At 65.8% G+C, this 11,456-nt stretch carries 13 protein-coding genes; 9 read left to right on the plus strand and 4 right to left on the minus strand.

Annotated elements, in window-relative coordinates; all coding sequences use genetic code 11:
- Positions 1 to 151 precede the first annotated feature (151 nt).
- From D2T30_RS18690 to ccmE, 4 genes are all read left to right on the plus strand, one after another.
- Entirely contained in the window at positions 152 to 964 is an 813-nt protein-coding gene (locus D2T30_RS18690) for a glutamate racemase (protein ID WP_128210125.1), read from the plus strand.
- A gap of 153 nt (positions 965 to 1,117) precedes the next feature.
- Positions 1,118 to 1,738: a VPLPA-CTERM sorting domain-containing protein gene (locus tag D2T30_RS18695; RefSeq protein ID WP_128210126.1), complete on the plus strand. Its 621-nt coding sequence runs from the start codon at positions 1,118 to 1,120 to the stop codon at positions 1,736 to 1,738.
- 106 nt (positions 1,739 to 1,844) lie between these two features.
- The gene (argC, locus tag D2T30_RS18700; protein ID WP_128210127.1) at positions 1,845 to 2,873 is read left to right on the plus strand and encodes an N-acetyl-gamma-glutamyl-phosphate reductase; all 1,029 of its coding nucleotides are present in this window, start codon (positions 1,845 to 1,847) and stop codon (positions 2,871 to 2,873) included.
- Between the two features lie 10 nt (positions 2,874 to 2,883).
- Positions 2,884 to 3,327 carry a cytochrome c maturation protein CcmE gene (ccmE, locus tag D2T30_RS18705; RefSeq protein WP_128210128.1) on the plus strand — a complete coding sequence of 148 codons (444 nt, stop codon included), beginning with the start codon at positions 2,884 to 2,886 and terminating at the stop codon, positions 3,325 to 3,327.
- A gap of 266 nt (positions 3,328 to 3,593) precedes the next feature.
- Here ccmE and metG read toward each other — a convergent pair whose 3' ends face one another.
- Entirely contained in the window at positions 3,594 to 5,324 is a 1,731-nt protein-coding gene (gene metG / locus D2T30_RS18710) for a methionine--tRNA ligase (protein ID WP_128210129.1), read from the minus strand.
- 119 nt (positions 5,325 to 5,443) lie between these two features.
- Complete coding sequence (locus D2T30_RS18715) at positions 5,444 to 5,959, minus strand: hypothetical protein (RefSeq protein ID WP_128210130.1); 516 nt, start codon at positions 5,957 to 5,959, stop codon at positions 5,444 to 5,446.
- Between the two features lie 243 nt (positions 5,960 to 6,202).
- Here D2T30_RS18715 and D2T30_RS18720 point away from each other — a divergent pair, with 243 nt between their 5' ends.
- From D2T30_RS18720 to D2T30_RS18730, 3 genes are read left to right on the plus strand one after another with little or no spacing between them, the layout of a single operon-like run.
- Entirely contained in the window at positions 6,203 to 7,015 is an 813-nt protein-coding gene (locus tag D2T30_RS18720; protein ID WP_128210131.1) for a UDP-2,3-diacylglucosamine diphosphatase, read from the plus strand.
- Positions 7,012 to 8,112, plus strand: coding sequence for a ceramide glucosyltransferase (locus D2T30_RS18725; protein ID WP_128210132.1), 1,101 nt, complete (start codon positions 7,012 to 7,014; stop codon positions 8,110 to 8,112). Before D2T30_RS18720 ends, D2T30_RS18725 begins: the two co-directional genes overlap by 4 nt.
- Positions 8,112 to 8,783: a glycosyltransferase family 2 protein gene (locus D2T30_RS18730; protein ID WP_128210141.1), complete on the plus strand. Its 672-nt coding sequence runs from the start codon at positions 8,112 to 8,114 to the stop codon at positions 8,781 to 8,783. The genes D2T30_RS18725 and D2T30_RS18730 overlap by 1 nt, the downstream gene beginning before the upstream one ends.
- 31 nt (positions 8,784 to 8,814) lie before the next feature.
- On the opposite strand, the gene bfr is transcribed toward D2T30_RS18730, so the two are convergent.
- Together bfr and D2T30_RS18740 are read right to left on the minus strand one after the other, a co-directional pair.
- A complete protein-coding gene (gene bfr, locus D2T30_RS18735) occupies positions 8,815 to 9,300 on the minus strand; it encodes a bacterioferritin (RefSeq protein WP_128185410.1) in 486 nt (161 codons plus the stop codon).
- Positions 9,275 to 9,544 carry a (2Fe-2S)-binding protein gene (locus D2T30_RS18740; protein ID WP_128185412.1) on the minus strand — a complete coding sequence of 90 codons (270 nt, stop codon included), beginning with the start codon at positions 9,542 to 9,544 and terminating at the stop codon, positions 9,275 to 9,277. The genes bfr and D2T30_RS18740 overlap by 26 nt, the downstream gene beginning before the upstream one ends.
- Before the next feature lie 148 nt (positions 9,545 to 9,692).
- Here D2T30_RS18740 and D2T30_RS18745 point away from each other — a divergent pair, with 148 nt between their 5' ends.
- Together D2T30_RS18745 and pssA are read left to right on the plus strand one after the other, a co-directional pair.
- Positions 9,693 to 10,391, plus strand: a complete 699-nt coding sequence (locus tag D2T30_RS18745) for a phosphatidylserine decarboxylase (RefSeq protein WP_128185414.1) — start codon at positions 9,693 to 9,695, stop codon at positions 10,389 to 10,391.
- 25 nt (positions 10,392 to 10,416) lie between these two features.
- Positions 10,417 to 11,124, plus strand: a complete 708-nt coding sequence (gene pssA, locus D2T30_RS18750) for a CDP-diacylglycerol--serine O-phosphatidyltransferase (RefSeq protein WP_241648338.1) — start codon at positions 10,417 to 10,419, stop codon at positions 11,122 to 11,124.
- Positions 11,125 to 11,456: the final 332 nt, after the last annotated feature.

Raw genomic sequence — 11,456 nt, forward strand, 5'->3', positions numbered from 1 at the left:
TTTCGTTTCCGGATTGGCACTTTGTGGTCATTTCTTGCGTTTTGCGGGGATGTGTGGGCCGCATCGCGTAATTTCTCCCATTTATTTCCCCCAAGGGTGGGATTAGAAGGTGCCCGCTCCGGCATGCGGGGCATGTGCAGGAGGTTTCGGCATGGCAGTGGGCGTTTTCGACAGCGGGCTTGGTGGTCTGACCGTGCTCAGGGCGGTTTCGGCGCGCCTGCCGGAGGTCGCCTTCGTCTATTACGGCGACAACGCCCATGCGCCCTATGGGGTGCGCAACGCCGATGACATCTTCAACCTGACCTGCAAGGGGGTCGAACGGCTCTGGCAGGAAGGCTGCGATCTGGTGATTCTCGCCTGCAATACCGCCTCGGCGGCGGCGCTGAAGCGGATGCAGGAAACCTGGGTGCCGAAGGACAAGCGGGTGCTGGGCGTTTTCGTGCCGATGATCGAGGCGCTGACCGAACGCAAATGGGGCGACAATTCCCCGCCGCGGCAGGTCGAATTGCAGAATGTCGCCCTGTTCGCCACGCCGGCAACGGTGGCGAGCCGCGCCTTTCAGCGCGAACTGGCGTTCCGCGCGATCGGTGTGGATGTCGAGGCGCAGCCCTGCGGCGGCGTCGTCGATGCGATCGAGGCGGGCGACGAGATCCTCGCCGAGGCGCTGGTGAAATCGCATGTCGAGGCGCTGAAACGCCGGATGCCCCATCCCGAGGCGGCGGTTCTGGGCTGCACGCATTATCCCTTCATGGAAAAGGCGTTTCAGGAGGCGCTTGGCGACGACGTCAAGGTGTTCAGTCAGGCGCGGCTGGTGGCATCGAGCCTCGAAGATTACCTGCACCGGCATCCGGACATGCTTGGGGCGGGCCGGGAGCGGAAATTCCTGACCACGGGGGATCCGGCCTCTGTCTCCGTCCATGCGACGCAATTCCTGCGCCAGCCGGTGACGTTTCAGCCCGCCTGAGGGGCGCGTCACTACGCCGCTGCCCATTTGATCCGCCGCGATGAAAATGTGATCGCGGTGGGGCTTTCGCTTTTCTACGGCGCGACTATATCGCCGCAGCCGCGTGTGAGAGGTTCAGGGGCGGGTCGGGCGAAGAGCCCACAGGGTATTGTCATGAAATACAGAGTTACTACGGCTGTCGCCGCTGCGCTGGCGGCGGCGGGGTTTGCGGGTGCCGTTTCCGCCGCGACGGTCGATCTGGCCGCGACTGAAACGCAGCTCATCACGCTGCACAACGTCAGCAGCGCGGATCTTTCCTTCGCGATTGCCGCGACGGGCAGCAGCTATACGAATTATGGCGGCTACATCAAATGGTCGACCCGTGCCGACGGGCGTCAGGATCAGGATGGCCCTTGGGGCACCTGCTACGAATGCGGCTACGCCGGCGGGTCGTGGGATCTGGCCTACAACCCGTGGAATGTCGCGGGCAGCAATACGGGTGCGGCTGTCTCGCTCGATTTCGGCGGGGTGCTTGACACCATTTATGTCTGGGTCCGGGCGACCTATGGCGCGGGCGTGCTGAGCTATGCCGAGAATGGGGCCGGGAACGAAGCCGGGCGCGGTGTCGCCGGCGGCACGTGGGACATCGCCGATGATGCGGCAGGCATCGCGGATGGTGCGGTGGGGCAGGTGGGCGAGGCCGACCTTCCCGCGGTGCCGCTGCCTGCGGCCGGGCTTTTGCTGGCCTCGGCGCTGGCCGGAATGGCGGCTCTGCGCCGCCGCAAGGCCGCTTGAGGCGCGATTCCGCGCAAGGGCTCTTGCGTCCGGGCCCGTCTGGCCGGAAAAGATGTCCGGGCCATCAGGCCCGGACGTTTTCATATCTGCTGCAAGGATGGGATCCATGACCCAGACTATCGCCGTCCTCGGAGCTTCGGGTTATACCGGAGCCGAGCTTGCCCGGATCATCGCCACCCATCCGTCGATGCGGATCACCGCCCTGTCGGGCGACCGCAAGGCGGGGATGAGCATGGGCGAGGTCTTTCCCCATCTGCGCCATCTCAACCTGCCCGATCTGGTGAAGATCGAGGAGATCGACTTTTCCACGATCGATCTGGCGTTCTGCGCGCTGCCGCATGCGACCTCGCAGGCGGTGATCAAGGACTTGCCGCGCGATCTGAAGGTGGTGGACCTGTCGGCGGATTTCCGGCTGCGCGATCCGGCCGAATATGAAAAGTGGTATGGCAAGCCGCATATCGCGCTCGACCTGCAGCAGGAGGCGGTTTACGGGCTGACCGAGTTCTATCGCGACGAGATCCGCGCTGCGCGGCTGGTCGCCGGAACGGGCTGCAACGCGGCCGCCGGGCAATATGCGCTGCGCCCGCTGATCGAGGCGGGGGTGATCGACCTTGACGAGATCATCATCGACCTGAAGGCGGGTGTCTCGGGCGCGGGGCGTTCGCTGAAGGAAAACCTGCTGCATGCGGAACTGTCTGGCGGCACGATGCCCTATTCGGCGGGCGGCAAGCACCGGCATCTGGGCGAGTTCGATCAGGAATTTTCCAAGATCGCCGGGCGTGAGGTGCGCGTGCAGTTCACCCCGCATCTGATGCCGTTCAATCGCGGGATTCTGGCGACGGTCTATGTGCGCGGCGACGCGCGGGAAGTCTACGACGCTCTGGCCGCGCGCTATGCCGAGGAAGTGTTCCTTGAAGTGCTGCCCTTTGGCGCTCTGCCCTCGACCCGGTCGATCGGCGGGTCCAACTTCGTCCATGTCGGTGTGGTCGGCGACCGGCGTCCGGGGCGGACGCTGGTGATGGTCGCGCTCGACAACCTGTGCAAGGGGTCGTCGGGGCAGGCGATCCAGAACGCCAATCTGATGCTGGGGAACGAGGAAACCGCGGGGCTGATGCTGGCACCCGTCTTCCCGTAACGGAGAGCCGATGCGGAGCCTGAAGAAAAAGCGGCGGATCCAGATCATCGCGTTGGCGGCGGTGGCGCTTGCCGCCTCCACCGCGATGATCGGCTATGCGATGCGCGACGGGATCAGCTTTTTCCGCTCGCCCTCGCAACTGGTCGAGATGCCGCCCGCGCCTGGCGAGACCTTCCGCCTTGGCGGTCTGGTCGAGGATGGTTCGGTGGTGCGCGACGCGGGCGAGACGGTCAGCTTCCGTGTCACGGATGGCGGCGCCTCTGTTCCCGTGCGGTTCACCGGCGTCCTGCCCGATCTGTTCGGCGAGGGGCAGGGCGTCGTCGGCACCGGCCGGATGCAGGGCGACACCTTCATCGCCAGCGAGATCCTTGCCAAGCATGATGAAAACTACATGCCGCGCGAGGTGATCGACGCGCTGAAGGAACAGGGCGTTTACGAGGAGCCGAAGTCCTGAGAGGCGGCACCGGGTAGGGTTCCGGGTTCGGCGTTACGGCCGGGGATCGGGAAAATCCGGATATGGCGTTCCTTTTTCCCGCCCGTTCGGCGAATCCGCCGCGTGGGAAAGGGGGCCTTCTGCCCCCTCTGGGCCTGCGGCCCATTCACCCCCGAGGATATTTAAGGAAAGATGAAAAGGATTTCCGGCGCATGTCTTTTGGGTCGGGACAGCGGCCAACCGATGGATGACGGTCGCGCGAGGGCGGGGCAATGCCCCGCCTTCGCTTAGCTGCGGATGCCAGAGAAGCGCTTTTGCCATTCCTCGCGTTCCTCGTCCGCGATCTTGCGGAAGAGGACGTCCGGCGTCTCGAACGCATGGCCGGCGGGCAGGGTGGTCAGCGCGGTGCGGAGATCGTCGGGCCAGCTGCGGTCCTCGGTCTTCAGCGCGGCCAGCATCGTGGCAGAGGCATCCGGGATGAAGGGCTCCGCCAGCACGGCATAGAGCCGGGTCAGGTTCAGCGCGAGCCGCGTCTGCATCGCGGCCTGCGCGGTGTCGGTCTTGAACACCGTCCAGGGCGCGGCCGATTGCAGGTATTCGTTGCCCGCGACCCAGATCGCGCGGAGTTCGGCGGCGGCCTTGCGGACCTCCTTTTCCTCCATGAAGGCTTCGTAGGCGCGGATGCGGGTGGTCAGTTCGATGACCAGCGCCTCTTCCCGCTCGCCCCAGGTGCCGCCCTCGGGCAGGGCCTCGCCGAATTTGGAGCGGCAGAACTTGGTGATCCGGCTGACGAAATTGCCGAGCACGTCGGCCAGATCCTTGTTCACCGAGGTCTGGAAGTTTTCCCAGGTGAATTCGCTGTCCGCGCTTTCGGGGGCGTGGCTGAGCAGCCACCAGCGCCAGTAATCCGGCGGCAGGATCGACAGCGCCTGATCCATGAACACGCCGCGGCCCTGCGAGGTCGAGAATTGCCCGCCGTCATAGTTGAGGTAGTTGAAGGACTTGATGTAGTCGACCATCTTCCACTGCGCGCCGCCCGCCCGGTTCACGCCGATCAGCGTGGCGGGGAAGGAGAGCGTGTGGAAGGGCACGTTGTCCTTGCCCATGAATTCCGTATAGGTCACGTCGTCGGCGCCCTCGTCGGTGCGCCACCAGCGTTGCCAGTCGGCATCCGTCTTGCCGTTGGCATCGGCCCATTCGGCGGTGGCGGCGATGTATTCGATCGGCGCGTCGAACCAGACGTAGAAGACCTTGCCCTCCATGCCGTGCCAGGGTGCGCCCTCGAATTGCGCCGGAACGCCCCATTTCAGGTCGCGGGTGATGCCGCGGTCCTGCAGCCCGTCGCCGTCATCGAGCCATTTCAGCGCGATCGAGGTGGTCAGCACCGGCCAGTCGGTTTTCGAGGTGATCCAGTTGCGGATATCGTCGCGCAGGGATTTCTGCCGCAGGTAGAGGTGTTTCGTCTCCCGCAGTTCGAGATTGGTCGAACCCGAGATGGCCGAGCGCGGATTGATCAGGTCGGTCGGGTCGAGCTGTTTGGTGCAGTTCTCGCATTGATCGCCGCGGGCGCGTTCGTAACCGCAGTTGGGGCAGGTGCCCTCGATATAGCGGTCGGGCAGGAAGCGGTTGTCGTCGATCGAGAAGAACTGCTTTTCGCTTTTCTCGGCGATCAGCCCCTGTTCGCCGAGCACGCGGGCGAAATATTGCGTCAGCACCCGGTTGCGCGCGCTGGAGGAGCGGCCGAAATGGTCGAAGGACAGCCGGAAGCCACGGGCGATGCCGGCCTGAACCTCGTGCATTTCGGCGCAGTATTCGGCCACCGGCTTGCCCGCCTTGGCGGCGGCAAGCTCGGCCGGGGTGCCGTGTTCGTCGGTCGCGCAGATGAACATCACCTCGTGGCCGCGCGCGCGCAGGTAGCGGGCGAAAAGATCGGCGGGCAGCTGGCTGCCGACGAGGTTGCCCAGATGCTTGATGCCGTTGATATAGGGAATAGCCGAGGTGATGAGATGCCGCGCCATGTCCGTCCTCTGGTCCGTTTCGGGCGGGTTTACAGGGGAATCGGGGCGGAGGCCAGAGCCACGGGAACCCTCGGGCGAAATCCGTGGCGGGGCCGGGGGGAACCCCGGCCCCGTTCGTATCAGTTGGTCAGCGCGCTCATCAGCCCGAGGACCGAGACGATGGCCAGCGTCGTGCGGTCGACCAGCACCAGCCGGTCATTGACGACGCGGTATTCCTGCCCATGCGGCGGCGGCGGGAAGCGGCTGTTGCGGGCCTGCTGGAACGGACGGCCCTGACGGCCGCTGTCGCCGATGCGGGGGGCGGGGCCGTGGGCGGCGGGTCCGCCTTGCGGGCCGCGGTTGGCCTGCTGATGGCCTTGCTGCGGCGGCTGGCCCTGTTGCGGGGGGCGGCCGGCGGGGCCGGACTGTTGCGGCCGCTGGCTGGGGCCGGCGTTCGCCTGCCCGTTCGGGCCGCGATCGGGGCCGGGGCGCTGGCCCTGCTGTTGCTGCTGCGCCTGCGGGCGGCAGTTCTGCGACTGCGCGCCGGGCGGGCACTGTCCCGCGGGGGCGCCCTGCGCCATGACGGCGGGCGCGGCGGTCAGGCTGGTCGCCAGAACGCAGGCGGTGGCCAGAAGATGCTTCGTAACGGACTTCACGGGATGTCCTTTCGTGGCCGTGATGATGGTGCATCAATGAACGGGACTGCCCGATGTTCCCGTCGAGCGATCACGGATTGCTGAACCCCGCTCACGCGACCGCGATCTTTCCGCCACAGTCGGTCGCTCTGTTTACCTTCACCTTTGCTGTTACGGGCAAGCTGTCACATATTTTTTTCGATGTGGGAGGAAACCGCATTGCGACGGGTGCATTTCCCTACTGCGCTGCAAAAGGATGAAGACATGGATCAGCCTGCCGATGCGGAATGCCGCAAGCGCTATCGCAGTCTTTTCGTATCGGATCTGCATCTGGGTGCCTGGGGCAGCCGGGCCGTGCGTTTCCGGGACTTCCTGCGCCATACCGATGCCCAGACGATCTATCTTGTCGGCGATATCTTCGACATCTGGCATGCCGGGCGGCTCCACTGGAGCGAGGTGCATGACGAGATCGTCGAGGATCTGCTGCACCGGGCGCGGTCCGGGGTGCGGGTGGTCTATCTGCCGGGCAACCACGACGACCGGGTGCGGCGGCTGGAAAGTTCGCAATTCGGCGCGTTCGAGCTGTGCGAGACGGCCGTGCACAAGGCGGCGGACGGGACCAGCTGGCTGGTCCTGCATGGCGATCAGTGCGACGCGCGGATCTTCCGGTGGCATGTGATGACCCGGATCGGCAGCCGGGCGAATGCGATCCTGCGGCTGACGGACCTGTGGCTCAAGCAGCGCCTGCATCGGACGACGGAGCGGGGCCTGTTCGAGCTGGCGATCGTCGGGGTCAATGCGCTGATGCTGGTCGGCAACAGGTTCGAGGAACGGTTGACCGCGCTGGCGCGGGACGGTGGCCATGACGGGGTGATCTGCGGCCATTTCCACAAGGCGGCGCTGCATCTGCGCGACGGGATCACCTATGCGAATTGCGGTGACTGGGTGGACAGCCAGACCGCGCTGGTCGAGACGGCGGACGGCGCGCTGCAGATGCTGGAATGGTCGGGCGAGACGCAGAGCGCCGAGGTCTGGACCCCGGCCCCCGCCCGGCACCGGATCTGGTCCCGCATATGATGTCCGTTCTGCTGATCGCCGCCGCGCTGGCGGCTTTCGCGGTGCATCTGGGCACCGCGGGGCTGGTGCTGTGGCGTTATCTGCGACCTGCGGGGGAGGCGGCGGGGGAGCGCCCGTTCGTGTCGATCGTGCGGCCGGTCTGCGGGCTGGACCGCTATGACGCGGAAACGCTGGCCTCGACCTTCGCGCTCGACTGGCCCGATTACGAAATCCTGTTCTGTGCCGCGCGCGCCGAAGATGCCGCGGTGCCGCTTGTCCGCCAGTTGATCGCCGCGCATCCGGACCGGGCCGCGCGGCTGCTGATCGGCGAGGACCGGATCAGCGGCAATCCGAAGCTCAACAACGTGGTCAAGGGCTGGCGCGAAAGCCGGGGCGGGATCGTCGCGATCATCGATTCCAACGTGCTGCTGCCGCGCGATTATCTGGATCAGGTGATGGCGCGGTTCGACAGAGACACCGGCCTTGTCACCAGCCCGCCTGTCGGCATCCGCCCGGACGGGTTCGGGGGCGCGCTGGAATGCGCCTTTCTGAACGGGATGCAGGCGCGGTGGCAGCTGGCGGCGGATCAGCTTGGGCACGGCTTCGCGCAGGGCAAGAACCTTGTCTGGCGGCGCGATGTGCTGGACCGCGCGGGCGGGCCGGCGGCGCTTGGGCGTGATCTGGCCGAGGACGTCGGCTCGACCAAGGTGGTGCGGGGGCAGGGGCTGAAGGTGCGGCTGACGCGGCGCGCCTTTGCCCAGCCGATCGGCGACCGGCGGTTGCGCGCGGTCTGGGACCGGCAGCTGCGCTGGTCGCGGGTGCGGCGGGCGGGCTTTCCGGCGCTGTTCATGGGCGAGATCCTGATCGGCCCCTGGCCGCCGGTGCTGGCGTTGCTGCTGGCAGGCGCGGGGGGCTGGGCGGTGCCGATGTTGCTGCTGTGGTATGCGGCGGAGGTCGCGCTGTGCCGCGTGGCGGGCTGGCCTGCCTCGGCCCGGGACGTGGTGGCGATGATCGTACGGGATGCGCTGCTGGCGCCGCTCTGGGTTGCCACCTTCGCGCGTCGCGGGTTTGAATGGCGCGGCAATGCGATGGGCGAAACGGAGGAGACCAAGGCTTGATCCGTCTGAGCTGTGTGATTCCGGCCTATAACGAGGCGCCCCGGATCGCGGCGGTGCTGCGGTCGGTCATCGGTCATCCGGCGATCGACGAGGTGATCGTGGTGGATGATGGCTCCGCCGACGGCACCGCCGAGATCGTTGCCGGCATCGACGGGGTGCGGTTGATCCGCATGCCGCGCAACGGCGGCAAGAGCCGCGCCGTCGCCGCGGGGATCGAGGCGGCGCTCGGCGATCTGCTGTTGCTGCTGGACAGCGATCTGATGGGGCTGTCGGGGACGGACCTGAACGCGCTGATCGCGCCGGTGCGCGCGGGGCAGGCCGATGTCGCGATCAGCCTGCGCGGCAATGCGCCGGGGCTGTGGCGGGCGATCGGGCTTGACTACATCTCGGGCGAAAGGGTGGTGCCGCGCGCGCTTCTGGGGTCGCCCGAGGCGCTGCGCAGCCTGCCGCGCTTCGGGCTGGAGGTCTACATGAACCGCCGGATTCTGGCGGCGGAGGCGCGGATCGCGGTGGTGCGCTGGCCGGGCGTCGCAAGCCCGTGGAAGGGTGCGAAACGCGGGCGGCTGGCCGGGGTCATGGCGGATGCGAAGATGCTGGCCGACATGTTCCGCACCATCACCCCGGCGCAGGCGGTCTGGCAGATCATGGCGATGCGCCGGCTCAGGACGTGAAAAAGGCGCCCGGGGGCGCCTTTTCCGTGGGTCAGTCCGCCTCGTCCATCGGAGCGGCGTTGAGCAGGGCAAACCCCTGCGCGCCGAGGCGGTCGAACAGGTCGAGCTGGGTTTCGAGGAAGTCGACGTGGCCTTCCTCGTCCTTGATCAGATCCTCGAACAGGTTCTTGGACACGTAATCGCGCACCGATTCACAATAGTCGCGCGCTTCACGATAGAGTGTCAGCGCGTCATGTTCCCCCGCCAGATCGCATTCCAGCGTCTCGCGCGGGCCTTCGCCGATGCGCAGCGGGTCGAGCTTTTGCAGATTCGGATGCCCTTCGAGGAACAGGATCCGCGCGATCAGCTTGTCGGCGTGGTTCATCTCCTCGATGGATTCGGCACGCGACTTCTTGGCCATCTTCATCAGGCCCCAGTCTTCCTGCATGCGGAAGTGGACCCAGTATTGCGAGATGGCGGTGAGTTCGGACCGGAGAGCTGCGTTAAGGTATTCAATTACCTTTGCGTCGCCTTTCATGCATGTTTCCTTTCAGATGAGCGCTTTCGCGAAGCCCGCGCAGTTCCATGGGCACTTCGAGATTAGCATTCTTGCGCATCGTGGAAAGGAAAAGAGGCATGCAGCCGCCGCAATCGGCACGTTTGCCGAGGGCATGGTAGATCTTGCCGGGGGTGATGATCGCGTGCGCGTCGGCGGCGCGCATCCAGTCGATGGCGGCGTGGATGTCGCGGTCGGTGATATGAAGACAGTGGCAGACGATCATCGCGGCTTCCCCTTCGACGGGGCTTATTTGATAAATTTAGTCGGATAAGTCAACCCGATTGTTTTACTCGGGTTAGCCGCCGATGCAGCGTGTTTTCAACCGCGGCCAAACGCGCTACCTATCGCAAAACAACAATCCAGGGCCCGACATGTCCGTTTCGATGCTTTCCACCTTCATCAAGCCGATGCACCGCGAGGGGCGCAAGTTCGTCGCGATCTTCGCCGGCATCACCCTGATCCTGTTCCTGATCTGCACGGTGCTGGGCTGGATCGGCGTCGGGTTGACCGTGTGGTGCTATTATTTCTTCCGCGATCCCGACCGTGTCACGCCGACCCGCACGGGGCTGATGGTGTCGCCCGCCGACGGCGTGGTCTCGCTGCTGGAGCCGGCGGTGCCGCCGGTCGAGCTGGGGCTGGGCGATCGCCCGATGACGCGGGTGTCGGTCTTCATGTCGGTGTTCAACTGCCACGTGAACCGGTTGCCGCTGGCGGGCAAGATCCTGACGGTGGCTTACCGGCCGGGGAAGTTCTTCAACGCCTCGCTCGACAAGGCATCGTCCGACAACGAACGCAACGGCCTTGCGGTCGAGACCGAGGATGGCCGCCGCTATGGGGTGGTGCAGATCGCGGGCCTCGTAGCGCGGCGCATCCTGTGCGAGGTGAAGCCCGGCCAGCAACTGATGACCGGGGAACGTTTCGGCCTGATCCGCTTCGGCTCGCGTCTCGACATCTATCTGCCCGAAGGGGTCTCGCCGCTGGTGTCGATCGGCCAGACGATGGTGGCCGGGGAAACGGTCATCGCCGATCTGACCTCGGATGAGCCCGCACGGCTTGGTGGGGTGCGCTGAGATGGCGGAGGATGACCGCGACCGGATGCCATTCCTGCTCCTGCTGCCGAATCTGGTGACGATCGCCGGGATGTGTCTGGGGCTGACCTCGATTCGCTTCACCATGGTGGGGGAATTCCAGACCGCGGTGATTCTGGTGCTGCTGGCGGGGCTGATCGACGGAATGGACGGGTTGATCGCACGGCGGCTGCGGGCGACCTCGGAATTCGGGGCGGAGCTGGACAGTCTTTCGGACTTCCTGTGCTTCGCGGTCGCGCCCGGCCTGCTGGTCTATCGCTTCGCGTTGGGCGAGGCGCATGCCCTTGGCTGGGTGTTCGTGCTGGTCTTCGCGGCGGCGGGCTGTTTGCGGCTGGCGCGGTTCAACGTGACACGCGGCGAGGATGGGGCGGGCAAGACCCATTTCACCGGCGTGCCGGCCCCGGCGGGGGCGATGCTGGCGCTTCTGCCGGTCTACCTGACGTTGTCGGGGATCTTCGACGTGCGGGATGCGCCGGTGCTGACCGCCGCCTGGCTGGGAATCGCCGGGGTGCTGATGATCTCGCGCGTGCCGACGATCTCGCCCAAGGCGATGCGGGTGCCGAGATGGGGCGTGGGCGCGATGCTGATGGGGACGGTGATCGTCGTCGGTCTGGTGTTCAGCCGGTTCTGGGTGCTGATGGTGGTGCTGGATCTGATCTATGTGGCCACGCTGATCCCGGCGATCTGGAAGGGGCGGCGAAGCCTGCTGCGCTAGGAATCAGGGTCACGGCGGTTTGGGGCCGGGTCGCAGGACCCGGCCTTTTGCATGGGCGCAGGGAACACTACCTGTAGGGGTGGCGTTCGCGCGACGCACAAGTTTTCCTCGGGGATGGCAAGTATGACCAAAAAAAGTGACATTTTTTTAAAATCAGGGTTGCGTGTCGTCTGCGCAGGCCCTAGATAGCCCCTCACCGAAGCGACGCAGGTTGCTGAGGCGGGACGGCGGCGGTGACGCGGTTGGTTCTGGAGATGGTGGATGTTGGCTGGGTCGCCAAGGGATTGGCGGACTGGTTGCTTTTGTTGTCTTGGCTCTTTGACATTGATGGA

Source organism: Paenirhodobacter populi (assembly GCF_004022215.1).
GTDB classification, from domain to species: domain Bacteria; phylum Pseudomonadota; class Alphaproteobacteria; order Rhodobacterales; family Rhodobacteraceae; genus Rhodobacter; species Rhodobacter populi.